The sequence below is a fragment of the Leptolinea tardivitalis genome, from assembly GCF_001050275.1.
In the GTDB taxonomy this organism is placed as follows: Bacteria; Chloroflexota; Anaerolineae; order Anaerolineales; family Anaerolineaceae; genus Leptolinea; species Leptolinea tardivitalis.
Genome location: NZ_BBYA01000008.1, coordinates 26362 through 51525, shown reverse-complemented (window position 1 = coordinate 51525; position 25164 = coordinate 26362). Strand labels below are relative to the sequence as shown.

Here is a 25164-nt window from a genome sequence, read left to right as displayed (position 1 = left end):
ATTCGGGTCCATCGGGGGAGTGTGACAAAATGAAACGATGCACGTCTTTAACTACAGACAGCATGCATGTTCATTTTCATAGTTCAAGGGAAAAGTTATGACAAATTCAATCATTGCATTGCCTGAAAGATGTGTATCCATACTTGCCCTCATGGAGGGATTTTTCAAAGCTTTTTCAGGTCAAAATCCAATTCTCATGGATGAGGCAGAAGAAGAAAAACGTCTGATACTTCGCGCCGTACAGGATCCGAAGGCGTTTGATGATCTGTACCGGAAGTATGTTAATCGTGTTTATGCGTACCATCTCGTCCGGACAAACAGCCGGGAGGAAGCAGAAGACCTGACCTCACAAACATTCCTTTCGGCATTGGAATGTCTTTCCGGGTTTCGGAACCAGGGCAATTTTTCTCCCTGGTTGTTCAGTATTGCCCGCCGAAAGTTGATAGACCATTACCGCCGCACCGAAAATAATCCGGTCATTCAAGATTGCGCGGCAACAAACAATTTAGAGGAAACCATCGATCATAAGTTAACTCTTCAACAGGTGAGCCAGGCATTATTACACCTGGACCACGACCGGGTGGAAGCTCTCAGCCTGCGGGTTTTCGGCCAGCTTAGCGCAGCAGAAACCGGGCAGATCCTCTCGAAAAGTGAAGGCGCTGTGCGCAACCTTGTCTATCGGGCCATAAAGGACCTGCGCGAACAATTGATCCCCGCAGTCAATATGGAGGAAAAATGAACACTCCATTTGGAAAAAGCCCCAACATTCTCCCCGATGAATTACGGAATGATCTGGGAGCCGATGCAACAGAATCAGATGTCAAATTGGTCGAAGAACTGATGAAATTATCAAATTCCAATCCGCCCGACCCATATTTTGTAAACGATCTTTCAAAGCGTTTGCAGAAAATCCATCCCGGAGATAACCGCCGTCTGGTACGACACCGTAGCCTTTGGTTTGCCCTGGCTGGTTCAGCCGCCGTAATTGTTTTGATCCTCTTCGGTTTCCCCATTTTCCGACCTGTCATCCAACCCAATCCCTCAGTCACACCAATAGATGGGGCTCGTTCTCCCGACATAGCATCGCCTGGTCCAATGCCAACAAGTCTGCCGATCCTGCCATTGTTAGGTCCTTCAAGCGTACAGGCCAGTGCAAATTTGAGTGAACAATTTCCCAATGCGCGGTGGACCCTGCAGGCATCTTTACCCAACCAACCCATTTCTGCCATGGTTTATAAGAACACGGTAAAAACTGATCTCGATGTGGATAGTGTTCGAAAACTGGCCAATCAATTTGGAATGGCCGGACATATCTATGCCCGGTTATCTGGTCAGACAGATTTCTCCTCTTTCCTGGTTAAAGATGGCAAATCCGAATTGTCTGTGTATGGTAGTAACCGATCATTCACCTACATCCCCGACGTGTTTATGGCGGCCAATGAACACAGGCCACCCCTGCCATTTGAACAAATGTCGGAGAAAGCCATCGCATTTCTTAAGGAGAAAAAATTGCTTGATTTTGAATATACTGTCTCCCCGGGGATACTCAAAACCGATGAAGTTCTGATCAACCGCAAACTCGACCAGGGTGCTCCTTTGCTATCCACTGATCCAACCAACCCGGAATTTATCGTGACTGTTTCGGGTGATGGAAGCATCCTCTCGGTACGCGGAGAGAGAATGTCCTTGGAGCCGGCAGGGAATTACACCCTGCGAACAGCCAGCGATGCCTGGCAGGCGTTAATCAACGGTAAAATCGGCGGACGATTCGGTTATCAGGTCTCTCAATTAACCCCGGCCACCCCCGATATGGTCTGGTCACGTCAATACAAAGCCGGTGACAGCGTTGAAATTTATGGGATTCCACAGAAAACACACCCGGTTGATGGCAGCACGGCTATAGTGATGTTGGATAATCTGGTTCTGGAAGGCAACCTGCCCGATATCACAGAAGATAACCAGCAAACCATGCATATCCTGGGCAAAATGACAACGGCTTCATCATTGAATGTGGAAGTAATGGAACCCGCAACTGTTGCTCCTGAGAACCTGGGATTCATCGGCCTACTTTCCAGAACATCGGCTGGATATACGCTATCAACACCAGATGGACGTTCATTACGATTGGCTGAACCTCCCGATGGGCTTCCAGAAAACGAACCGGCATCCATCTCCGGATTTATCTTGCCAGATGGCCGTTTGCAGTGGAATACCATCTACGCCGGACCGGCACTGTGCTCATCTTTCTCTTCAGGCTTCAGTTATTCTGACGCCAGTGCAGGCGGCGGTGGCGGTGGAGGAGGCGGCGGTGGCGGCGGCGAGGGCAATATGTGCCAAAAATACATGAACCACCACGGGAATGTGACCACCGGCGGATTTGACAACCTGCAACCCGGCGATCCTATTGCGGAGGCCCCCGGGCAGGTAACCCCTTATAAACAGGGGGATAAGGTTGAAGGAGTATCCGGTGAATTGAACGGCTACAAACTGATTAAACCAGATGGAACCAGTATCCCTCAATTTACACTGGTAATGACCGATGACAAAGGAGATGTTTCCTGGTCAGCAGATCTGCGCGGAGACAAATTAACCGGGTTGGAAAACAATTTACGTATGATCCTGAAGGTTTGGGGAACCTACCAGATGGAAGGGAAACAACCCATCATTGTTGTTGACCGGTGGGAAAAGGTATATCCAGACGAGAAGGTATCTGTGTGGATTGGAAAAATCACGACAGATGACTTCAACGGTCAAAAAGCACTGATGCTGACAACACTGGATGGTCATCAATACATATTGAAGAATTCGCTCCATTACCCACCTGCAGCCTTTGATGAACCAATGTATGATCCCAATGAGATCTCCTCAGTAGAAGGTGTACTTCAAAAAGAGACATGGAACGGTAAAACGTTGATCCGCGAAACGTTTATCAGAAATGGGCAGTCATCAGAGGGCACTGACCTCGAATCCACCCAGATGGCTGAGATCATGCCGTCACAGGAGATTTCCGAGATGATCAGCGGTCAGGTAAAGATCACCAACGTCAGGTTGTCTTATCTCTCAATGCAATTTGCTTCAAACCTCCTTCCGGAAGATCATCCGGCACGGATACTACAGCCTTTATGGGAATTTTCGGGTAGTCTGGAAGATGGACGCAAGGTCAGTCTGTTTGTGCAGGCTGTGGAAGACAAGTACCTGAAGTAAACTGTTTTTTCATAAATCGATCGCAACATTGCAGGTGTATAATTTGACACCGGGGACGCTGAAAAGATTTCCCCGGTGTCATTTTTGGGGATCGAAGAGCTGAAATGATGACTACTCGCAACAAGGTACCTGTTTTTGCCGTAGTTCTTTCCATAATTCTTTGTAAATTCGTGTTATAATCTGCGGTCGCGCCGTTTGAATTGAACGTCCGGCGACGTGGATTTGGTATTTTCTCGGAAGGAATAATAACAATGAGCGACCTGTTGAAAGCCGTTGAGGCCCCTGTTAATCCAAATATCCCCGAACTGCGAGCCGGAGATACCGTCTCAGTTCATGTAAAAATTAAAGAAGGCAACCGCGAACGTATTCAGGAATTTAAAGGTACCGTACTTTATGTAAAGAATAACGGAACCAATTCTTCCTTCACAGTTCGCCGTATGGCCTCCAATGGTGTTGGAGTGGAACGCTCTTTCCTCCTCCGTTCACCGCGTATCGATAAAGTAGTCGTCGAACGCCATAATATTGTTCGCCGCGCCCGCCTGTTCTTCCTCCGCGGCCGCACAGGTAAATCCGCCCGTTTGAAACAGAAGTTTTCCTAGAACATATTCGCCCTGTGAATGTATCCGGGTGCAGCCTACGCCGAGGTTGCACCCATTTTGCTAATTAGGACCGGAGAGGGATCAGTGGATAAACCAATAATTGGCGTAACCATCAGCGCAGATGAAAATAAAGACCGCACCCGTGAACTTAACTTAAAGGAAGCCTATTTCACATCTATCCGGCGGGCCGGTGGCGAGCCGGTGGCTTTTCCCATGGATACCCCGGTGGATAAACTTTCGGATGTACTCTCATCCATGAAAGGCGTTCTTCTTTCCGGCGGCGGTGATATTGACCCCGAAGTCTTCGGCGGTTTGCCACATCCCAAAGTCTATGGCATTGACCCTGCCCGCGATGCAGTCGAGATTGCCCTGGCAAAATACTGCGCCAAAAATAAATATCCTCTTCTGGGGATCTGCCGCGGAACGCAGGTAATCAATGTGGCTCTGGGCGGAACCCTTTACACGGATATTACCGATCAACTTCCCGGTGCTTTAAAACACCCCTGTTACCCGGAAAAGCCGCGCAATTACCTGGCTCATTCCGTAATGATAAAAATCAGCACTCACCTGACGGCTATCACCCGGCAAAGTCAGATGAAAGTCAACAGTATGCATCATCAGGGAATTAAAGATCTGGCACCCGATCTCACACTTTCAGCCATCGCACCGGATGGGTTAATTGAAGGAGTGGAGCTTATGTTCCATCCATTTTTCCTGGGTGTTCAATGGCATCCGGAATGCCTGCCTGAATCACCTTCTGATCAGGCAATTTTTTCTGCCTTTGTAAGGGCGGCCAATCCTGAGGATTAATTCTTGACCAATCTTTCACGAATTGGTATCTTTGATTCAGGTGTTGGGGGACTTTCCGTTCTTCGGGCTGTAGTCCAGGAACTGCCCGGCCATTCTCTTATTTTTCTTGGTGATCAGGTACACGTTCCATACGGCCCACGTCCGTTAGAAGAAGTTCAAAAATTCTCGTTTGAAATCACCCGATGGCTGTTGGAACAGGATTGCTCCGAGATCATCGTAGCCTGCAATACAGCCTCTGCGGCAGCACTGCATGAATTACGAAAAGCCTACCCGAATATCCCGTTTGTCGGTATGGAACCGGCTGTAAAACCGGCAGCAGAACAAACCCAATCTGGGGTGGTTGGTGTTATTGCCACACCCGCTACATTCCAGGGGGCTTTGTATGCCTCCGTGGTGGAACGTTTCGCCAATGGAGTGACTGTGCTTGAAGATACCTGCCCGGGATTGGTGGAAGAAATTGAAGCAGGCCATTTGGACGGGCCAGAAACTCGCCGGATTCTTGAAAAGGCTCTGGTACCCATGCTCGAGAAGGGTATTGATACGGTTGTTCTCGGTTGCACGCACTTCCCCTTTGTCATCCCTATGATAGAAAAGATCTGCGGTCCGCAGGTGCGGGTGATCGACCCTGCACCCGCCGTTGCGCGTCAGGCTGCCCGAGTGCTTCCTGCATCTGCCCGTTTACCTCACAAGCCGAGAACCATTCAGCTTTATACAACGGGGGACCTTAAGAGAATGCAGAACATGGTTCCCGCATCTATAAAATATTTTGCCACTGTCGAAAAAGCCCGGTGGGATTCATCCGATCATCTGACGTCAAATAAAGGCTAATCGCTATACAGGAATAAATTCTCTATTCGGTGCTCTGGTATACTCGTATCTAGGAAAGGATGGACCTATGCCCCGAATAGACTTGGATTTGGATCCTGTCACACATATTACAACTGATGCGATCGGGCAGCCCGGTCAGCGCACCTTCTACCTGCAAGCCTGGCAAAAAAACAAAGCCTATACACTTCTGGTGGAAAAGGTACAGATCCAATCACTGGCTATCGGACTGGAACAATACCTTGAAGAAGTTGCCAGTAAATATCCTGACCTGCCCGATGCCACAGCAGAATACGATGAAACCAAAATGCATATCAACCCGCCGGTAGATCCTTTGTTCCGGGTGGGCGAATTGGGGTTAGCTTACGCACCAGACCGGGACATCATCATTCTGGTCGCCCGCGAAATTCTGGGGACTGAACTCGACCAGGAAGATGCCAGTGTGATTCGTATGTGGTGCACACGCAGCCAGATCATGGCGTTATGCGCCTGGGGATTAGAAGTAACCGGTCGTGGACGCCCGCTCTGCCCGCAGTGTGGTGAACCCATGGATCCCGAAGGTCATTTCTGTCCTAAGAAGAACGGGCATAAACATTAACCGTTGATGGTTTGATGCCTGACGCAATTTCAACAGAATCCGTTCTTGATCATTTGATGACAGCTCCCTGCACATTAGCAGGGCAATTTGTCAATGGATCGAACTATACTTTTTTCTTATCTTTGCAATCATCAACAGGTGAAATGCAGGCTGTCTATAAACCGGTTCGCGGTGAAGCCCCTCTCTGGGATTTCCCTGAAGGAAGCCTGTCTAAACGTGAAGTGGCAGCCTATCGTCTAAGTGAAGCCATTGGCTGGCATCTGGTTCCACCAACTGTATTCCGAAAGAAAGGACTTCCTTTTGGTGCCGGTTCAGTTCAGCAGTTCATTGACCATGATCCGCAGCATCACTATTTCAACCTGACGCCCGAAGAGAAGGATATGCTGCGCCCGCTGGCTTTATTTGACTGGCTGATCAATAACGCCGATCGCAAGGGGAGCCACATCATCTGGTCGAAAGACCGTCATATTTATGGCATAGATCACGGAGTTTGTTTTCATGTGGAAGACAAACTCCGAACGGTGATCTGGGACTTTTCCGGTCAGCTCATACCATCCAATCTGCTTTCAGACCTGGAGAAGATCCTTCCGAAGCTATATACAGGAAACGAATTATTTGACGAATTGCGTCAATTCCTGCGGGTACGCGAGATTAAAGCACTGGCCGCCCGGGCTTCCCATATCCTTTCAGTAAAAACATTTCCCGAATCAGATAACACCCGCCGTCAATTTCCGTGGCCGCCTGTATAATTCGAACTATACCATCCAAGGATTAAACACATGAGCACGCTCTCCATTATCTTTGTCGGATTTGGCAATGTAGGTAAAGCACTCGCGCAGTTACTCGATCGTAAGAAACAGCTTTTAGAAGAACAGTATGATTTTACGTATCGGATTGTGGGTATCTCCACAGGACGGCATGGAATGGCATTAAACCTGATGGGGTTGCCAGTGGACGAAGTGATCGAAACATTGAAAAACGGTGGATCAATCACCCGTTTTCATAACGGTCCGGAAATTCGCGATACCTATGACTTTATTCGGTTGAGCGGCGCTGACGTGATGTTCGAGAACAGCCCCGTGAATTATCAGACCGGACAACCTGCCGTTGACCATCTACGTACCGGGCTTGAATTCGGGATGCATGTAATTACTGCCAATAAGGGACCAGTGGTACATGCTTACAAGGAACTGACCGATCTTGCCGCCCGGCAGGGGAAACGCTTTATGTTTGAATCCGCCGTTATGGACGGTGCCCCCATTTTTTCCCTCTTCCGTGCCCCATTGCCAGCCATTGAATTGAGAGGCTTTACTGGCATCTTAAATTCGTGCACCAATCTGTTGTTAGGACTGATGGAAGAAGAGAAGACGTTTGACGAAGCTGTGAACTATGCACAGTCCATAGGTATTACTGAAACTGATCCATCGGGAGATATAGATGGCTGGGATGCCGCTGTCAAAGTGGCGGCCCTGTCTACAGTGGTTATGGGCATCCCATTAAAACCCGACCAGGTGGAACGGGAAGGCATTCGTAATATCACCCCGCAAATGATTCAGGAAGCCCGCGCCGCTGGAGAGCGTTGGAAATTGGTCTGCTCCGCTCGCCGATGCGGAGACAGCATTGAAGCAAGTGTTAAACCCCAACGTGTACGCCCCACCTCTCCGATGTTTTCTATCAACGGCACCAGTTCATTCGTTCAATTCGAAACTGATGTCTTACCCGGATTGGGCATTCTGGAAGGCGATCCCAGTCCGGATACTACCGCCTACGGATTATTGGCTGATCTCATCAATGCGGTGCGTGGTTCATGAGCGACGCATATTTTGTAACAGGCTTGCAGATGCCTGCCGGAACTCCTTTGGAAACGTTGTTACAGAAATTGTGTGAATCTGCAGGGATCAGGGCTGGCAGTGTAAATGAAATCCATCACTTTACAGATGCTGCCTCGGCGCTTTTTCAACGGATTTCCAAAACTTCCTATGGGCCAATACTATGTTGGCCTCTGATACCTTACCTCGAGACATCCACTTTATTTTCCGTCTGTCGTGCGCTGGAACTCGGCGAAATTTCCACTTGTATTCTGGCAGAGTGTTCCTCCGTCACTTCGACAGCCATACTGTTGGCCAGTCCAACCGGGGTTGGCCGGTTGAATTTATCCCCCCATGCACATCTGGCCGTGCGCTTCTCTTCGCCCATTTCGATGACCGATCCGGTTGTCTGTGCCCATAAACTTCTGGCTTCCATGCCAGAAGAAGAATCAACGGAAGAGCAAAATCCAGAGGGACCTCCCGTTCCTCAAAAGCCATCCCGGCCATGGATGGGAATTTATTCCCGTGAAAAACCGGAAATCGCTGACTGGTCTCCTGACCGCCTGGTATTCGGTTCTTCCATTTTTACCAGCCTGATTAATCTGGTAACCGCCATGAATTCAACACGAACGGACCCCGGTGTCTGGATAAATATTATGTCGGAAGAACCCGGAGCTTCGCTGCTGGTGCTGCCCTTATGAAAGAAGCTCGTGTATTTCTCGGCGTGGGGACAAATCTGGGCGACCGCTCGGCCAACCTTTCAAACGCCCAGACAGCCGTTTCCGAATTTGTCATCATCGAGAAAACTTCCCGCGTCTATGAGACTGCCCCGTGGGGATTGCAGGATCAACCGGATTTTTTGAATCAGGTCTGGGAAGGCACAACCACTCTCACACCTTTGGATTTACTGCATCATTTAAAAGAGGTGGAAACAAGGCTGGGACGGAAACCATCGGTGCGTTATGGACCGCGATTGATTGATATTGATATTCTGCTCTATTCCAATCTGATGTTTAAATCAGCCGAACTTATAATTCCCCACCCGCACATCAGCGAACGGGCGTTCGTCCTTGCCCCGCTGGCTGATCTTGAACCGGATATGGTCATTCCCGGGATGCAGCATACTGTCTCTCAGCTGCTTGGCCGACATAAATCCCACGGTGTGAAACCGGTAGAATCTTAGGACACTTATGAAACCAGAACTTGTCTACGGTCAACGCACCTACATTATGGGTATCATTAACGTAACGCCAGACAGTTTCTCTGGTGATGGACTGGCCAATTCAAATGATCCAGTTCTGGGTGCTCTTCAACATGCAGAAGAATTCATACAGGCCGGGGCAGATATATTGGATATCGGCGGTGAAAGCACCCGTCCGGGTGCGGAGCCTGTCAGTGCGCAGCAGGAAATGGACCGCATCCTGCCCGTCATTGAGACTTTGGCTCGCGCTAACCTGCCCTGCCTGATCTCAGTGGATACCTACCGGGCGGCTACCGCTCAATCTGCTCTTGATACTGGAGCTGACTGGATCAACGATGTATGGGGGCTGCGGGCAGATTCTGATATGGCAGCCGTATGCGCAAAAGCGAATGTACCTGTGATTCTGATGCATAACCGCAGTAAAGCAGGTAAAGCAGTGCTTGGCCGGTATGTTGATGTGGAATATACCGACCTGTTGGAGGATATCAAACACGATCTGCTTGAATGTGTTTCCCATGCCCACAAGGCTGGAATCCAGGATAAAAACATCATTCTCGATCCGGGAATTGGTTTCGGGAAAACCGTCAATCAGAATCTGGAACTCCTCAACCGGCTGGACGAGATTAAATCACTGGGTTATCCGGTTCTTTTAGGACCATCCAGAAAATCATTCATCGGCTACACTCTCGACCTTCCACCGGAAGATCGGTTGGAAGGAACTGCGGCGGCTGTGGCTGTTGGCATCACCCGCGGGGCAGATATCATTCGAGTGCATGACGTGGCTGCCATGGTTCGTGTGGCCCGTATGACAGATGCCATTGTCAGGGGCAGGTACACATGCTAGCAACAATTCTCATCAGCCTTTATTCGATTGTGATGTTGGTTATTTATGGTGCCGGTTTCCTGTCATTCGCGCGGAAGGTTCTGAAAATTCAACCGGCTGAACCACCCACATTATGGCAGGCAGGTTTTGCCGGGTTTATTCCGCTGATCTGGATCACCTCATTAATCTCCATTTTTCTCCCTATAGGTGAGATCGCCGCATTCCTCATGTTGATCGGAGCTGTTGGCCTGGCCATCAGATTGATCAGGATCCATCCAGATTGGGTGGCCGCCTGGCGGCAAAGTTTTCAAAAACAGCATGTTTTAACCTGGCTGACCATCTGTATTAGTCTTATAACAACGCTGGTTCTATCTACCCTCAAACCCGGTAATTCGGATACCGGTTTGTACCATGCCCAGGCAATTCGCTGGATTGAAACATTCCCGGTTGTACCCGGGTTGGGGAACCTGCATTCCCGCCTGGCGTATAACTCCAACTGGTTCCCGCTACAAGCGGGATTCAGCTTTGCCTTCCTTGACTTGCGCTCCTTCCACCTGATGGGCGCCGTCTTGACCGGCCTTTGCCTGGTTTATTTTGGAGGTGGGTTGCAGGGATTAATCAAAGCTGACTTGCGCCTGTCACATTGGATGCGGCTGGCATTCCTGCCGCTGACTTTCTATGTGCTGGCCTCAGAGATATCGTCCACCGGCACCGATCTGCCAGTTACCCTTTTTACCTGGGTGATCCTCTGCGTTTGGCTGGATACTCTCGAAAAGCCTTCCGGCTCTCCAGATTGGCGGCATGTCCTGCTGGTCAGTCTGCCGGTTATGCTGGTTTCCATCAAACTATCGGCTTTTCCGTTGCTTCTCGTAACTTTATGGGTGCTTGTGCCCGGTCTGCGTACAAACGTAGGACGACGGACCATCTGGAGTACGATAATCTTCGTTCTTCTGTTCTGTTTGCCCTGGCTGACCCGTAACGTGATCATCTCCGGCTACCTGGTCTACCCGCAGACCATGCTGGATATTTTCAATGTCCCCTGGAAGATGCCGATACAGGGTGTCAAAGATGAAGCCGAATGGATTGTCAGTTGGGCACGCTTCCCACGCATGGACAAAGAGCTTGTGCTTGCCATGCCTGTGACTCAATGGGCGCCGATGTGGTTTGATGACTTGAGCAAAAACCGCCAGATCATTCTTCTTGTGCTGGCAGCCGCGCCTTTTGGATTTGGTCTGGCCGCACTCACCGCATGGATATTCTTCCGAAAGTCATTCAAAGATTGGTTTCATCCATTCACTCTTTCCCTGCCCCTGTGGCTGGTGACCTATACCGGGATTCTCTTCTGGTTTTTCAGCGTTCCCCGCTACCGCTTTGGCAATGGCGTGCTGATGGCCGGTCTTGTACTCGTGGTCCTCTGCGGATTGGGTCTTTTCCGGTCCATCCTAAAACCGATGACACGATTTATCCCATCAGGATTGGCCGTCTTGATCATTGGATATACGGTCGTTGTGCTGGCGACATCCTACGATCCAAAAACCTTACCCGTCCGTTGGATTCTGCCGGCAGACTATGTCAACCTGCCGACAGAGCCGTGCGGCTTTTCCAATTTTGGCGTAGCCTGTGCCACCCAGTACCAGCAGTGCGGCTACAAACCTTTCCCCTGTGTGCCGCAAGTCGTCCCAAATGTGTACATGAGGGGAAAGAGTTTTGGCGATGGGTTCGAGGTAAGGTAAAAAAGAATGCAAATCCGCTGAGCTTCATTGTATACTCTGAATAATCCTGACCAAATGGAAACTGCCCATGACTTCTTCATCTGCCATCACACCTGAAATCCTGGATTGCATTCGCCGTGCGCTGGTGGAAGACATCGGTCCCGGTGACGTGACCACCAATGCCATTGTTCCCGAAGATGCCGTAATGAAAGGCCGCATTGTGGCCAAGCAGGATGGCATCGTGGCCGGGCTGGATGTGGCGCAGGCAGTCTATGACATGGTAGACCATCGTGTCAGCTTCACTGCCCATGTGGAAGAGGGAGAGCATGTATCCAACAAGACTCTTCTGGCCAGTGTAACCGGTCCCGCCCGCGCCCTGCTGACCGGTGAACGCACCGCCCTCAACTTTCTGGGGCGTATGTCAGGCATCGCTACCATGACCGGGCAATATATGCAGGCTGTCGCTGGGACAAAAGCGGTGGTGCTTGATACACGCAAGACGGTACCCGGGCTGCGTGATCTGGATAAGCTGGCGGTTAAACGCGGCGGCGGGCGCAACCACCGTCACGCTCTGTATGATATGGTGCTGATCAAAGACAACCATATTGACTTTGCCGGTTCCATTACAAAAGCGGTGGAACTGGCGCGTGCTTCAGCCAAAGGATTGGAAATTGAGGTGGAAACCCGCACACTGGCAGATGTATCTGAAGCGTTGAATCTGGGTGTTGATTGGATCATGCTCGACAACATGTCCAATGATATGATGCGAGAAGCCGTCAAAATGGTGAATGGACGAGCCCGGTTGGAAGCCTCTGGCAATATCACACTGAATACGATCCGTTCTGTGGCGGAAACAGGGGTAGACTTTATCTCGGTGGGTGCCCTCACCCATTCGGTTATTGTGTTCGATGTAAGTTTCAAATATGAAGGTAAATAAGAATGAATTCTCAGCAAATGTATGAACATTTGAAAAACCTGGTCGGAAATATGGTTCCCGATGGTGAGATCCGCTATAAGGCGGAACTGGCCGTTGAGATCAACCGTTTGAAGACGGAACGTAATGCGGTGATCCTGGGTCACAATTACATGGAACCGATCCTGTACCACGCCATCTCTGATTTCATTGGAGATTCTCTGGAACTCAGTCGTAAAGCCGCCGCCACCGACAAAGATGTGATCGTGTTCTGCGGCGTGAAGTTCATGGCTGAAACAGCCAAGATCCTCAATCCGACCAAAACCGTGCTGCTGCCATCGGATGCCGGCTGCTCTCTGGCCGCCAGCATCACCGCCAAAGATGTGCGTGACTTGAAAGCTCGTTTCCCCGGTGTACCGGTAGTCACATATGTGAATACCTATGCCGATGTCAAAGCTGAATCGGATATTTGCTGCACATCCGGGAATGCCGTGGCGGTTGTTGAATCTCTAGGCGCCCAGACGATCATCTTCCTGCCGGATGAATTCCTGGCCAGCAATGTAGCCCGTGAAACCGGCAAACATATCATTTTCCCCTCGCTGACAAAACCAACCGTACCAGATTCACAGCTTGATTACCAGATGATCGGCTGGAAAGGCCGCTGTGAGGTGCATGAGAAATATACGGTGGAAGATATTCGCACCATCCGTGAACAGTATCCTGACGTGCTGATCCTGGCGCATCCCGAATGCAGCCCTGAAGTGACCGCCGCCTCTGATTTTTCTGGCAGCACCATGGCTATGATCCGGTATGTTGAAAATACCCACGCCCCGCATTATCTTTTGCTTACAGAATGTTCCATGGGAGACAATATCGCTGCGGCTAATCCTGAAAAGAACATGCTGCGGCTTTGTATGGTTCGCTGTCCGCATATGAACCAGATCACCATGGAAAACACGCTTAAATCACTAAAACAAAACAAGATCAAAATTGAGGTACCTGAAGAAATCCGCGTTAAAGCTGTTCGCGCGGTGGAACGGATGATCGCCATTGGATAAGACTAAAGCTCACCTCGATACAACCAACGTATTAATCATTGGCTGCGGCATTGCCGGTGCTACAGCCGCCCTGCGTCTGGCGGAAAACCCTGATTGTAAAATTCTGGTGATCACTCGCGATCCAGATCCGCATGAATCCAATTCGCAATATGCCCAGGGCGGTATCATCGGGCGTGGTCATGATGATAATGCCGACCTATTGGTTAATGACATACTGGCTGCCGGAGCAGGAGCCAGTTCTCCCAAAGCTGCCCGGATTCTGGCAGAAGAAGGCCCAGCCTTATTACAGGAAATTCTGGTCAACAAAGCCGGTGTGAAGTTTGACAGCGAACCAGACGGCGAACCGGAATACGGACGGGAAGCCGCTCATTCGCGGCGGCGTGTTTTGCATGTAGGTGATGGAACAGGCCGCGCTATTGTGGAAGGTTTGATCGCCACAATGAAACGCTGTCCAAATATCACTATCCTTCCCAATATGACCGCTGTAGATCTAATCACTTTTCCACACCATTCCCGCGACCCGCTGCTGACATATGGTCCCCTCGTCTGCCACGGCGCCTTTGCCTTTGACCGCAAAGCCCGCACGGTGCATCGCTATCTGGCCGATATGACCATCCTGGCCACAGGCGGTATTGGACGGATTTACCGCAATACATCCAATCCCTTCGGTGCCCGCGGCGACGGTCTGGCCATGGCACACCGCGCCGGTGCACGCATTGTTAATGCCGAATACGTGCAGTTCCATCCCACCACGCTGGTGGCTCCGGGTGCAGATGGCTTTCTGATCAGCGAAGCTGTGCGTGGTGAAGGCGGAATCCTCCTGACTCCCGACGGAAGGGCTTTCATGGCGGATTATTCCCCTCAATGGAAAGACCTGGCTCCCCGTGATGTTGTTGCCCGGGCAATCCATCACCAGATGGAAACCCACGGTTATTCGTATGTGCTGCTGGATATTGCCACGCACATGGAAGCTGACGCCATCCGTGAGCGTTTTCCCAATATTTATGCCACCTGTTTGAAAGCCGGGATCGATATCACCCGGGAACCCATCCCGGTGGTACCGGCTGCCCATTATTTCTGCGGCGGTGTACTGGTGGATGAGTGGGGACGCACCAATATTGAAAATCTGTATGCCGTTGGTGAGATCAGTTGTACCGGCCTGCACGGTGCCAACCGCCTGGCATCTACTTCCCTGCTGGAAGGATTGGTCTGGGGCGACCGGTCAGCCCGCGATATCACACGAAAACTAAAAGAATGCTCCGAAGACCTGCACACCGCCCGTGAGGAAGTCCCACAATGGGACGAAAGCGGCCTGTTCGAAGATGCCGATTCTGCCCTCATTCAGGGTGATATGCAAACCATTCAAAATATCATGTGGCATTACGTCGGATTGGCACGCAATGAAGAACGCCTGTCCCGGGCTATACGCGAGCTTCGCCACCTGTGGAACGAAATCGAAACATTCTACCGCACCACTAAACTGAGTGACGGTCTGATCGGCCTGCGTAATGCGGTAGAAGTCGCCCTGATCATCGCCCAGGCTGCCCTGCACAACCGTCACAGCCGTGGATGCCACTACCGTGAAGATTCAGCCGAAGCTGAGGGTGAACGGTTGATCTGATCGGCCGCTTGATGAATCAAATCGGCCGGTATTTTTCCATATAGGTTTCCAGTTCATCCCACGCGGGTGTTTGTATGCCTGCCTTTTTCTTAAGAAGGCAGAAATCTTCATACATCCGCCGCATTTCATACGGGGCAGACATGGCATGGTCGCTGGCAACCAGTTACCCAACAGGCGTGGCGGCGGCGATTTTTAACATCCAATACACCTTTGATCGATTTCTCCGAAGGGAATCTTCATCTTCTGGCGGCATGATCGGATAGCCGGCCGCCTTCACGATGCGATAGGCTTCTTCAACAGCATCCAGCATTTTATTCAGCATGGCCAAGTTTACGACTTACTTTTCGTAAATCGTCATTGGAATAGTAACAGGCAAAAACAATCGGCAGAATGAATGCGGCATGGCATTTCAACCAGGTATCCATATCTGCACATAAAGACAGGCGATAGTGGGTATGTTTAAAGACTTTTTCCAAAAGCGGGTATAAAGTCGAATCGCCATTTAAACCACCCAACGTCATGGAACCACTATCAGTAGAGAAACCGATGTGCACACTTTTCACCCGCCCATTTTCGCGCCGCCCGCCGCTGCCCTGAAAACCAAAAACCACATGCCTTTCCACCCGGCTGTGTTCTCGGATATAAACATCAGTTTTATCTGCCGTACCATTATTACCCACAAGAACAAAATTCGTCGTCCCCGTATTGGCACACAAGACAGGTAAAAATTCATCAAGCTGCTGGCACTGCATGACAACAAAAACCAGATCATAGGCGTCCTCTGGCCCAAAATGATCAGTTAAATTTATCGGATCTATCGTGGTTTTCATTTGTACGTAATGACAGATAACCAATCCATTTGCCTGCAACTCGGCTAACCGTTTCCCCCGGGCCAGTAATGTGACATCGTTTCCAGCGCGATAAAGTGTATGGGTAAGTTGACTTCCCAGTGCATCTGCCCCAACGACCAGAATTTTCATATCCCGCTTTCTTTCACGAATTCGGTTTTTCCCCGACTGGATAATATCATATCCGCTAAAATATCAGGTGATCCGGACATCCATTAGCTTTTCATGCAAAATTCTTATACAAAACAGCCCGTGAATCTGTTCACAACCGTCATTCTGTTCAGATTAATGGGTATAATCCACTCAGGTATGTCTTAATGGTTGATGTATTACTAACCAGAATATCGGGTTTTCGCCCATAATATTGTTTTTAGAAAAGAGGACTCTGATGACTGAATATGATCTCGTGGTAATTGGCGCCGGTCCCGGCGGTTATGTCAGCGCAATTCGCGCTTCCCAGCTTGGTCTTAAGACCGCGATTATTGACAAGCAGTGGCTCGGTGGAGTCTGCCTCAATGTAGGCTGCATCCCCTCCAAAGCTTTGTTGAAAAATGCTGAACTGGCCCATACTTTACGTGTCCGCGCCAAAGATTTCGGTATTTCCTTTGACAACCTGAAACTGGATTACAGTGCCGCCGTGAAACGCTCACGCCAGACATCTGACCGCCTGACCAAAGGTGTCGGTTTTCTGATGAAGAAGAATAACATCGACGTCATCATGGGAACGGCTGTTTTGAAAAACAAGAACACCGTCCAGGTAACCGGCTCAGATGGAAAAGTTCAGGATATTGCAGCCAAAAATATCATCATTGCCACAGGTTCCTACTCTACCCCCATTCCGGGCGTGGCTATGGATGGAAAGAAAGTTGTTTCCTATAAAGAAGCCATCCTGCAGGAAAACCTCCCCGCTTCCGTCATTGTAATCGGCGGCGGCGCCATCGGGCTGGAGTTTTCTACCGTTTGGAATTCCTATGGTAGCCAGGTGACCATTGTTGAAATGCTGCCGCACATTGCACCGCTGGAAGATGTGGAAATCAGCACCGAGTTGGAAAAAGCCTTCAAGAAGAGCGGCATCAATGTTCTGGCCGGTCACCGGGTACTTTCCGTTGAAACCACAGCTGCCGGTGTTAAAGTCAAAGTCTCCAGTTCTGACGGCGAAAAAGTTCTCGAAGCCGAACAGGCGCTGGTGGCCATCGGATTTAAACCCAATACCGCCAATCTCGGTCTTGAGACGGTGGGAGTCAAATTGAGCGAACGAGGACACATCGTAATTGACGACCATATGGCCACCAACGTTCCTGGTATTTATGCAATCGGTGATGTGACCGGCAAAGTCCTTCTGGCCCATGTGGCATCTGCCCAGGGAATGATCGCAGCTGAATCGATTGCCAAACATGAAACCGTCAAGCTGGATTACGCCATGATGCCGCGTGCCACCTATTGCCATCCACAGGTGGCTTCTTTCGGTTACACCGAAGCTCAGGCAAAAGAAAAAGGTCTGGATATCAAAGTTGGGAAATTCCCCTTCATTGCTAACGGAAAATGCCTGGGGCTTGGAGAATCCGTCGGTTTTGTAAAAATTATCACCGATGCCAAATACGGTGAAATTCTCGGCGCGCATCTGATCGGGCCGGAAGTCTCTGAATTACTGCCAGAATTAACCCTTGCCCAGCGCATGGAATTAACGGCGGAAGAGATTGCCCAGACAGTGCATGCCCATCCCACATTGAGCGAGGTTTTAATGGAGGCCGCCCACGGAGTGAACGGCCAACCCATTCAAATATAAAGAATGTTTCAAAATATCGTAAAAGTTCTGGGGGGAGACCCTCACAAGCGCGAAATACAAAAAATAGCCCCCATCCTCGAGCAGATTTCTCTGCTCGAGGATGAGTACGAGAAACTCAGCAATGATGCCCTGCGTGCCAAAACAGATGAGTTCCGTCAGCGGCTGGCTAACGGCAGTACACTTGATGACCTGCTGCCGGAAGCCTTTGCGGCCGTCCGCGAAGCCGGAAAACGAACCATCGGGTTGCGCCATTATGACGTCCAGATGATTGGCGGAATAACCCTTCACAAGGGAAATATCGCTGAAATGCGCACCGGCGAAGGGAAAACGCTGGTCGCCACCCTGCCATTGTATCTGAATGCCCTCACAGGCCGTGGTGTTCATCTGGTAACTGTCAATGATTATCTGGCCCGCCGTGATGCCCGCTGGATGGCACCTGTCTACCAGGCTCTGGGATTGACCGTCGGCGTATTGCAGATGGCAGCTCGTACCGAAAATGGAAAAAATGCCTTCCTGGTTGACCTGACTAAGACTTCGCCACATGAAGATCAGCACCAGCTGCAAATGGTCACCCGCGCTGACGCATATAAAGCCGATATCACTTATGGAACAAACAGCGAATTCGGTTTTGATTATCTGCGCGACAATCTGACCATGTCACTGGAAGAACGTGTCCAGCGCGGCCATTATTTTGCCATTGTAGACGAGGTAGATAATATCCTCATTGATGAAGCCAGGACTCCGTTGATCATCAGTGGTCCGGCGGCTGACCAGGCGGAGTGGTATATCCGTATGGCACAGGTCGTGAGGCAGCTCCAACCGGAAGATTACGATATTAATGAAAAAGATCGCACCGTTTCTCTCACAGAGATTGGTGAAACCCATGTGGAAGAAATCCTCGGTGAAACCCTCCGCGACCCAGACAGACCGGAAGATATTACACCGGAACAGGCTCAGAAACTGGGTTACCTGGAACAGGCGCTGCGGGCACAATATCTTTTCCGCCGCAACAAGGATTATCTTGTGCAGGCTGGGAAAGTGGTAATTGTTGATGAATTCACCGGGCGATTGATGCCCGGCCGCCGCTGGTCAGACGGTCTTCATCAGGCTGTAGAAGCCAAGGAAGGCGTCAAAGTCGAGGCTGAAAACGTTACCTACGCCACCATCACCCTGCAGAATTACTTCCGCATGTATGAAAAGTTGGCCGGTATGACCGGTACAGCCGAAACAGAATCAGAAGAGTTCTACAAAATCTACAAACTTGATGTCCTTCCGATTCCCACCAACCTGGAATACCAGGCGACAAAGAACGATTCGCCTCTTGAAGAGATCAATTCCAAAGATGAAGATGGATATAAGGTTTCGTATTTTGCTTATCGCAATGACCCGGATAAAAAACCGGTGTACTGGCGTCGTAAAGATTACCCTGATGTAGTTTATCGCACCGAAGAAGCCAAATTACGAGCCATTTCATTGGAGATCATTGAACGGCATATCAAGGGGCAGCCAATTCTGGTTGGCACCACGTCTGTGGAACATAGTGAACGTCTGGGAGACCGTTTACGTGCCGAACCGGTACGCACACTCCTTCAGGCTGTATTAATTCGACGTGTCTGGCTCGAAAAGAATAACCGGCAGGATGAAGAGCGTGCCATACCTGAGCTGGAATTCCTGAATGTTCCAATTGACCAACTGAAAACACCTGAGATGCGCCAGTTCGCCCGAACGATGGATATGTCCATCAATCTGGAAGACCCGGAAAATCTAGACAGACTGGTCGAGTATTTCCGGTTGGATGAAAACCTCAAACCCCGGTTGATTGGTGTAATTCAGGCTGGTATTCCCCTTTCGGTATTGAACGCCCGAAAACATGATGAAGAATCGCAGATCATCGCCAGAGCAGGAGCCTTTGGGGCTGTAACAATTGCCACCAACATGGCCGGCCGCGGTGTAGATATCAAACTGGGTGGAGAGCTGCCCGAAGATATCCTGGCTGATGTCAACCATGTGCTGGCAAAAACCGGACTTGATCCCTACGGTATGAACAATGAGGAACGCCGGCAGGAATTGATGAAAATCCCGGTAGAAGAGTATGGAATTTACGAAGAAGCCGTTAAATCATTCAATCAATATATGGATGACATGGAACGCGTTCGGGCAATCGGTGGTCTGCACGTAGTCGGTTCTGAACGGCATGAGGCCCGCCGCATTGACAATCAGCTGCGCGGCCGTGCCGCCCGGCAGGGCGATCCAGGTTCATCACGGTTTTACCTGTCTTTGAATGATGAATTGATGCGCCTGTTTGGCGGTCCCAATGTGGAGAACCTGCTCAAACGTTTAAATATTGATGAGAGTCTGCCTATCGAAAGCGGTATGGTCGGCCGTATGGTCGAGCAATCACAGGAACGCGTAGAAGGCGCTAACTTTGATGTTCGCAAGCATCTACTCGAATATGATGATGTGTTGAACACTCAGCGCAAGCGAATTTATTCTCAACGCGACCGTGTCTTCACCAAGGAAGATTTGAGTGAAGACGTGATGGAAATGCTGCATACCGAATTGCAGGTGCGCATCCCGGCTGGTTTGAAAGATGAGGAAGGACCGTGGCGTCTTCTGGCTTATCTGGAAGAAATCCAACCTCCGCTCAGCTACGATGATATCAGCTATCCATCCTTCAGTTTCCGTCTGTTGGTTAATGAGATCCGAAAGCAGCTCCCCAAAGGTGAAATCTCTCTAGATAGCCTGAAAAACGTATTGGTCAATTTAGCTGAACGTTCACTGGCTGCCGAAGATGATCATCTGCTGCGCAGTCTCAACACGTTGCTCGATACTACCGGTGAATCGCTGGAAAGACAAATAGAAGAACGCTATGAAACCATCGACACCTATTTTGAAGGTATCAGTGATGTAGAAGAAGGCATGCCGGTTCGCCGTCCACAGGAATTGCTGGACGAGTTAATTGGACTGGCGCGTGTACCCCTGCGTCTGCAAACAGATCAGCTTCGCCGGCTTCCTCAGGCAGATGACGATGTGAAAGATGCCTTGAAACAACAGGTGGCATCCACCTTGCTGGCCATCACGGCTACCCGCGTTGTGGGCGGTCTGCGGCGGCGCCTGCCGGAAGCTGCTGATATGCGGCTCACAGCCACCCAGGAATCCTCGTGGAAAGATATCGCCGATCAGGTCTACGGTAAAACTGCCGAACTATTGGCACAACGCAAAGAACGCCTGTTTGGTAATGGAGCCCAGATTCCAAGAGATGTCGAAGCTTTGCTCGACCGCACCGGTGGCGCGGAATTAAGTGATGCGTTCCTGGTCAATGCGTTAATTTCGATAGCGCAGGGCAGCCGTATGGCATTTGATAAAAAGACCCATCGGCAGGTGCGCCAGTCAACCAACCGTTTGAACTATATCTATTTTGCTTCCCAACTGCTCGGTTCACTCCCTGCTGATCAGATGACAACCACAGTTCTGGAACATCTCGAAGGTGCCATAGACGCTCTGCGTACAGCCATGGGCCGGGCTGAATGGGACAGGCTGCAGCATAACAACATCACCCTTTCACAGGTAGACCCGGCTGTTCAGGCCAAATTTACTGAACTATTTGGTGAAGACCGTTATAAAACTGTTTCAATCCTTCCCCTGGCCGAACAGGACAGTGAATTAAAAGCTGCCGTCTGTGAAGTGATCGGTTCAAAGGTTCAGACTGAAATTTACCGCCACATTTTGCTCAGTGTTATTTCCGACCTCTGGGTGGAATATCTGACCAAAGTAGAAGCCCTGCGTGTGTCCATTGGCCTCGAGGCATACGCTCAGCGTGATCCACTGGTGCAATACAAGAGCAAAGCCTCTGAAATGTTCACCCAGTTACTGGGTGATATCCGCATGGGTGTGATCAGCCGAATGTTCATGTACCAACCGCGCCGAACAGCTACGACAACCGGTGAAAATTCCCCCGCGGCTGAACAGGGGACCAGTATTGTTCCCCAGGCCGATGAACAGGCTGCCGCCGAACAGAAAAAGAAACGCCGGCGTCACTAAGCTAAGCCGGGTTGAAAACATGTTTTTGGAACAGAACTAACCCAAACAATTGATACAGTAACCTATTAAGAAAAACCCATGAGTCTTTTGAGACCCATGGGTTTTACTTAATAAAAGATTTCGGGGTGAATCCCATACGAAATTTCACTTTTCTCCTCCCTTGACGTCATCAGTATTGCCAATCCGTGGATTCACCTTTATAATGTTTGCAATCCTCTTGTCCGGAGTTAGATTTCCTATGGAACAAAACGCTTCCTTTCAGAATCAGGGAGAACAACCCGAAAATAACATGAACGATAGCAACAACATGGCATCCCTGTTGGAAAAGGAAGGTCTTGGCATCGATTTTCCGTCGCAGGGTGAGATTCGCAACGGAACTATTGCCAGTATCAGCCAGGGGCAAATACTGGTCAGCGTCGGCACCAAATCCGAAGGTGTGATCAGCGGTAAAGAATTCGAAGCCATCCCCTCCACAGAACTTGCCACCCTGTCAGTCGGTCAGGAAATTCCGGTATACGTAGTCAATCCGGAAGACCAGAATGGAACGCTGGTACTATCTTATGTCCGCGCCCGCGAAGAAGTCGGCTGGCAGCAGGCAGAAGAAATGTTGGCGTCTAAAGGCTCCTTCCACAGCAAAATTATCGGTTTCAACAAAGGTGGTCTCATCGTTCCGCTGGGAACATTGCGCGGTTTTGTCCCTGCTTCTCAGATTGCCCTCTCCCGCCGTGCCAATATCTCTGGCGACACTCCTGAACAGAAGTGGAGCAAGATGGTTGGCATGGAAGTGGACGTTTGCGTCATCGAAGTAGACCGCGAACGCCGCCGCCTCATTCTCTCAGAACGCGCTGCGAGCACGGAAACCCGCGAAACCCTCAAAGAACGGGTTATCGATGAACTCAAAGAAGGTGAAATTCGCTCCGGCCATGTGACCAGTCTGGCCGAGTTTGGCGCCTTCGTTAACATCAACGGTGCCGATGGACTGGTTCATCTTTCCGAAATCTCCTGGGACCGCATCCAGCATCCCAGTGAAGTCCTCAAAGTTGGACAGGAAATTAAAGTCAAAGTTATTTCAATCGACCGCGATAAAAAACGCATCGGCCTGTCCATTCGCCAGCTGCAGGATGATCCCTGGTCAAGCCAGGCGGCTGCGTTCACAGTTGGTCAGCTTGTTCAGGGTAAGATTACCCGGTTGACCAAATTCGGTGCCTTTGCCCAGCTCGAAGGTGATATTGAAGGTCTGATCCATATCTCTGAATTAAGCGAGAAACGGATTGAGCACCCGAAAGAAGTCCTTCACGAAGGCGATACCGTTACTCTGCGGGTTATCAAAATCGATCCAGCCAATCATCGCATTGGTTTGAGCCTTCGCCGGGTCGACTCAATGGCCTACGCAGAAATGGATTGGCAGGCTTTGGATGAGGGTGATACACCCTCTGACGAACAGGACGAGACACCGGCTGCCTGAAATCGCATAAAAAAAGAGCGCACCGGCTGGTGCGCTCTTTTTTCGAGGTCAATTCATGCCCTACCTTATCGATTCACACGAAGACCTTGCCTGGAACTGGTTGTGCTTTAAAACAGATTACTCCCGCTCAATGGACGAGATTCGTGCCGCAGAAACCGGTGATATTGAAAAATATCGGGGCGGTAAAACATTATTCGGTTGGTCAGAATATACCCGGGGTCAGGTTGCCCTGGTTTTTGGAACTCTCTTCCTGGCTCCAAAGAAATACTCGGATGGAAGTTGGGATAAAGCTGTTTTTGATACCCACCGGGAATATAACAGTTTAATCCGTCAGTCATTTGATTATTATCAAATGATGGCCGAAAAATACGCAGATAAATTCCGCCGAATATTATCCAAATCTGACCTTGCCGCACTTTTGACCGAGAGACAAAAAGCCTCTGTCAACTCCTTGCCTGCCCCCATGGGAATCTTGAACCTGATCGAAGGTTCTGAGGGGCTGGGCTCCATGCAAGAATTAGAAGAATGGTGGGACTTGGGTGCCCGTATTCTTGGACCTGTTTGGGCGGGAACCCGCTTCTGCGGCGGCACATTGGAGGGGAAAGCCTTTGATTCAGAAGGCCGTCAGTTACTGCATGCGCTGGGAGAAATTGGCTACATACTAGATGTAGCGCATATGAATGATTCATCTGTGACGACCTCACTGGAAGAATATGAAGGTACGGTTATTGCCAGTCACGCTAATTGCCGGTGGTTATTGAAAAATCCTCCGAATCAGCGTCATCTTTCACAGGATAATGTCCGCCGATTGATTGCCCGAGGCGGTGTTATCGGCGTGATGCCGTATGCGCGCTTCCTCCGTATTGATTGGGACTACAGTCATCCAGACCGTCATGTCAGCCTTAATGATCTCGCTGATCATGTAGATGCCATCTGCCAGCTCGCCGGAAACTGTGACCATGTAGCCATTGGTACTGATTTTGACGGCGGATTCGGATGGCCGTGTGTTCCCGATGAAGTCAATTCCATTGGCGATATTCAAAAACTGGCTCCCATCCTGCAAAATCGAGGGTATACTTCAGAACAGGTCGAAGCAATATTTCACGGAAACTGGGAACGAATTCTTAACCAGGCGCTACCCGAGACATGACCCTATCAAACGAAGAACAAACCCCTCCCCAAAATAATTTAGAATCTGCCTCAGAGGCTGTTCCAAGCCAACCACTTCAGCATTTCCGACGTCAGATACGCAACGGATTAATTTTGTCGTTTCTTGGCTTCGCCATTTTTTTGCTGGGTGCCCGTCCATCTGTCTATGGATTGGATCGTAGTCCCGTCATTGGATTTGTACAAATTGGCATGTTCATATTGGGTATTGGCATCATGAGTCTGGGTGCATATGTCGCGATGAAAGCCCTGTGGAAAGGTAAACCGACCAGCATCATCTCACAGATCGGTACTCGTTTGATGGCAACCGGTTTTGTCATCATTATATTCACCGGCCTGGCGGATGTATTTGGGCTTGGAAGCCACAGGCTGCCCAAACCATTTTTCGGCCCCCTGCAATCTACTGGAGTGCAGATTGGAGAATTTGTTATAGGGGTGGGAATAATCCTCATGCTCCCTTTTCACCGGATTTTTCCGGGTTATTCACAAAAGATAAAGAAATCAGAAAAGGACAATGGGGATTCAGAATATCAATAAATCAAACCAGCTAGCTTTCTTAGATCAGAAATTTTAGTCAAGAAAAATCGATTCACTAAAATAACTTAACGCTCCGGGGGAAAAACGGAATTTCACCTACAAAAAATTTGATGAATGGACTAGAATGGATCGAACTCAAACTGGCTCC

At 49.9% G+C, this 25164-nt stretch carries 22 protein-coding genes; 20 read left to right on the top strand and 2 right to left on the bottom strand.

The window, feature by feature from the left end; genetic code table 11:
- Positions 1 to 97 precede the first annotated feature (97 nt).
- From LTAR_RS04290 to nadB, 15 genes are all read left to right on the top strand, one after another.
- Positions 98 to 739, top strand: coding sequence for an RNA polymerase sigma factor (locus tag LTAR_RS04290; protein ID WP_062420936.1), 642 nt, complete (start codon positions 98 to 100; stop codon positions 737 to 739).
- Positions 736 to 3204 (top strand): hypothetical protein, encoded by a 2469-nt coding sequence (locus LTAR_RS04285; protein WP_062420935.1) that lies wholly within the window; start codon positions 736 to 738, stop codon positions 3202 to 3204. Before LTAR_RS04290 ends, LTAR_RS04285 begins: the two co-directional genes overlap by 4 nt.
- Positions 3205 to 3455: 251 nt before the next feature.
- Positions 3456 to 3803 (top strand): 50S ribosomal protein L19, encoded by a 348-nt coding sequence (rplS, locus tag LTAR_RS04280; RefSeq protein WP_062420934.1) that lies wholly within the window; start codon positions 3456 to 3458, stop codon positions 3801 to 3803.
- 84 nt (positions 3804 to 3887) lie between these two features.
- Positions 3888 to 4613: a gamma-glutamyl-gamma-aminobutyrate hydrolase family protein gene (locus LTAR_RS04275; RefSeq protein WP_062420933.1), complete on the top strand. Its 726-nt coding sequence runs from the start codon at positions 3888 to 3890 to the stop codon at positions 4611 to 4613.
- Positions 4614 to 4616: 3 nt separating this feature from the next.
- Positions 4617 to 5441, top strand: coding sequence for a glutamate racemase (gene murI / locus LTAR_RS04270; protein WP_062420932.1), 825 nt, complete (start codon positions 4617 to 4619; stop codon positions 5439 to 5441).
- 67 nt (positions 5442 to 5508) lie between these two features.
- Positions 5509 to 6036 carry a DUF3090 domain-containing protein gene (locus LTAR_RS04265; protein WP_062420931.1) on the top strand — a complete coding sequence of 176 codons (528 nt, stop codon included), beginning with the start codon at positions 5509 to 5511 and terminating at the stop codon, positions 6034 to 6036.
- Between the two features lie 14 nt (positions 6037 to 6050).
- The gene (locus LTAR_RS04260; protein WP_062420930.1) at positions 6051 to 6785 is read left to right on the top strand and encodes an SCO1664 family protein; all 735 of its coding nucleotides are present in this window, start codon (positions 6051 to 6053) and stop codon (positions 6783 to 6785) included.
- Between the two features lie 30 nt (positions 6786 to 6815).
- The gene (locus LTAR_RS04255; RefSeq protein ID WP_062420929.1) at positions 6816 to 7847 is read left to right on the top strand and encodes a homoserine dehydrogenase; all 1032 of its coding nucleotides are present in this window, start codon (positions 6816 to 6818) and stop codon (positions 7845 to 7847) included.
- Positions 7844 to 8545, top strand: coding sequence for a hypothetical protein (locus tag LTAR_RS04250; protein ID WP_062420928.1), 702 nt, complete (start codon positions 7844 to 7846; stop codon positions 8543 to 8545). The genes LTAR_RS04255 and LTAR_RS04250 overlap by 4 nt, the downstream gene beginning before the upstream one ends.
- Positions 8542 to 9027, top strand: coding sequence for a 2-amino-4-hydroxy-6-hydroxymethyldihydropteridine diphosphokinase (gene folK / locus LTAR_RS04245; RefSeq protein ID WP_081419797.1), 486 nt, complete (start codon positions 8542 to 8544; stop codon positions 9025 to 9027). Before LTAR_RS04250 ends, folK begins: the two co-directional genes overlap by 4 nt.
- A gap of 7 nt (positions 9028 to 9034) precedes the next feature.
- Positions 9035 to 9889, top strand: coding sequence for a dihydropteroate synthase (gene folP, locus LTAR_RS04240; RefSeq protein ID WP_062420927.1), 855 nt, complete (start codon positions 9035 to 9037; stop codon positions 9887 to 9889).
- Positions 9883 to 11601: a DUF8201 family protein gene (locus LTAR_RS04235; RefSeq protein ID WP_062420926.1), complete on the top strand. Its 1719-nt coding sequence runs from the start codon at positions 9883 to 9885 to the stop codon at positions 11599 to 11601. Before folP ends, LTAR_RS04235 begins: the two co-directional genes overlap by 7 nt.
- Positions 11602 to 11668: 67 nt before the next feature.
- A complete protein-coding gene (gene nadC / locus LTAR_RS04230; RefSeq protein WP_062420925.1) occupies positions 11669 to 12517 on the top strand; it encodes a carboxylating nicotinate-nucleotide diphosphorylase in 849 nt (282 codons plus the stop codon).
- A gap of 2 nt (positions 12518 to 12519) precedes the next feature.
- Complete coding sequence (gene nadA, locus LTAR_RS04225) at positions 12520 to 13551, top strand: quinolinate synthase NadA (RefSeq protein ID WP_062420924.1); 1032 nt, start codon at positions 12520 to 12522, stop codon at positions 13549 to 13551.
- The gene (nadB, locus tag LTAR_RS04220) at positions 13544 to 15172 is read left to right on the top strand and encodes an L-aspartate oxidase (protein ID WP_062420923.1); all 1629 of its coding nucleotides are present in this window, start codon (positions 13544 to 13546) and stop codon (positions 15170 to 15172) included. The genes nadA and nadB overlap by 8 nt, the downstream gene beginning before the upstream one ends.
- 163 nt (positions 15173 to 15335) lie before the next feature.
- Here the strand turns inward: nadB and LTAR_RS17120 are convergent, their stop codons facing one another.
- Both LTAR_RS17120 and LTAR_RS04215 read right to left on the bottom strand, forming a co-directional pair.
- On the bottom strand, positions 15336 to 15494 hold the full coding sequence (locus tag LTAR_RS17120) for a hypothetical protein (RefSeq protein ID WP_158423383.1): 159 nt from the start codon (positions 15492 to 15494) through the stop codon (positions 15336 to 15338).
- Positions 15484 to 16152: a ketopantoate reductase family protein gene (locus tag LTAR_RS04215; protein ID WP_062420922.1), complete on the bottom strand. Its 669-nt coding sequence runs from the start codon at positions 16150 to 16152 to the stop codon at positions 15484 to 15486. Before LTAR_RS04215 ends, LTAR_RS17120 begins: the two co-directional genes overlap by 11 nt.
- A 253-nt stretch (positions 16153 to 16405) precedes the next feature.
- On the opposite strand from LTAR_RS04215, the gene lpdA reads away from it, so the two are divergent.
- From lpdA to LTAR_RS04190, 5 genes are all read left to right on the top strand, one after another.
- Positions 16406 to 17806 (top strand): dihydrolipoyl dehydrogenase, encoded by a 1401-nt coding sequence (gene lpdA, locus LTAR_RS04210; RefSeq protein ID WP_139044444.1) that lies wholly within the window; start codon positions 16406 to 16408, stop codon positions 17804 to 17806.
- 3 nt (positions 17807 to 17809) lie between these two features.
- Entirely contained in the window at positions 17810 to 21847 is a 4038-nt protein-coding gene (locus LTAR_RS17585) for a preprotein translocase subunit SecA (protein WP_062420920.1), read from the top strand.
- Positions 21848 to 22085: 238 nt separating this feature from the next.
- Positions 22086 to 23312, top strand: a complete 1227-nt coding sequence (locus tag LTAR_RS04200) for a 30S ribosomal protein S1 (protein WP_062420919.1) — start codon at positions 22086 to 22088, stop codon at positions 23310 to 23312.
- Positions 23313 to 23367: 55 nt separating this feature from the next.
- Positions 23368 to 24462 (top strand): dipeptidase, encoded by a 1095-nt coding sequence (locus LTAR_RS04195; RefSeq protein ID WP_062420918.1) that lies wholly within the window; start codon positions 23368 to 23370, stop codon positions 24460 to 24462.
- Positions 24459 to 25016 (top strand): hypothetical protein, encoded by a 558-nt coding sequence (locus LTAR_RS04190; RefSeq protein WP_062420917.1) that lies wholly within the window; start codon positions 24459 to 24461, stop codon positions 25014 to 25016. Before LTAR_RS04195 ends, LTAR_RS04190 begins: the two co-directional genes overlap by 4 nt.
- The last annotated feature ends 148 nt before the right edge of the window (positions 25017 to 25164 follow it).

Coding starts and splice junctions, on each gene's coding strand:
- LTAR_RS04255 (WP_062420929.1), top strand. CDS start 6,816: ATGAGCACGCTCTCCATTATCTTTGTCGGATTTGGCAATGTAGGTAAA.
- LTAR_RS04235 (WP_062420926.1), top strand. CDS start 9,883: ATGCTAGCAACAATTCTCATCAGCCTTTATTCGATTGTGATGTTGGTT.
- LTAR_RS04250 (WP_062420928.1), top strand. CDS start 7,844: ATGAGCGACGCATATTTTGTAACAGGCTTGCAGATGCCTGCCGGAACT.
- folP (WP_062420927.1), top strand. CDS start 9,035: ATGAAACCAGAACTTGTCTACGGTCAACGCACCTACATTATGGGTATC.
- LTAR_RS17585 (WP_062420920.1), top strand. CDS start 17,810: ATGTTTCAAAATATCGTAAAAGTTCTGGGGGGAGACCCTCACAAGCGC.
- nadC (WP_062420925.1), top strand. CDS start 11,669: ATGACTTCTTCATCTGCCATCACACCTGAAATCCTGGATTGCATTCGC.
- LTAR_RS04215 (WP_062420922.1), bottom strand. CDS start 16,152: ATGAAAATTCTGGTCGTTGGGGCAGATGCACTGGGAAGTCAACTTACC.
- LTAR_RS04290 (WP_062420936.1), top strand. CDS start 98: ATGACAAATTCAATCATTGCATTGCCTGAAAGATGTGTATCCATACTT.
- LTAR_RS17120 (WP_158423383.1), bottom strand. CDS start 15,494: ATGCTGAATAAAATGCTGGATGCTGTTGAAGAAGCCTATCGCATCGTG.
- LTAR_RS04190 (WP_062420917.1), top strand. CDS start 24,459: ATGACCCTATCAAACGAAGAACAAACCCCTCCCCAAAATAATTTAGAA.
- LTAR_RS04195 (WP_062420918.1), top strand. CDS start 23,368: ATGCCCTACCTTATCGATTCACACGAAGACCTTGCCTGGAACTGGTTG.
- folK (WP_081419797.1), top strand. CDS start 8,542: ATGAAAGAAGCTCGTGTATTTCTCGGCGTGGGGACAAATCTGGGCGAC.
- LTAR_RS04200 (WP_062420919.1), top strand. CDS start 22,086: ATGGAACAAAACGCTTCCTTTCAGAATCAGGGAGAACAACCCGAAAAT.
- LTAR_RS04265 (WP_062420931.1), top strand. CDS start 5,509: ATGCCCCGAATAGACTTGGATTTGGATCCTGTCACACATATTACAACT.
- LTAR_RS04260 (WP_062420930.1), top strand. CDS start 6,051: ATGCCTGACGCAATTTCAACAGAATCCGTTCTTGATCATTTGATGACA.
- LTAR_RS04285 (WP_062420935.1), top strand. CDS start 736: ATGAACACTCCATTTGGAAAAAGCCCCAACATTCTCCCCGATGAATTA.
- rplS (WP_062420934.1), top strand. CDS start 3,456: ATGAGCGACCTGTTGAAAGCCGTTGAGGCCCCTGTTAATCCAAATATC.
- nadA (WP_062420924.1), top strand. CDS start 12,520: ATGAATTCTCAGCAAATGTATGAACATTTGAAAAACCTGGTCGGAAAT.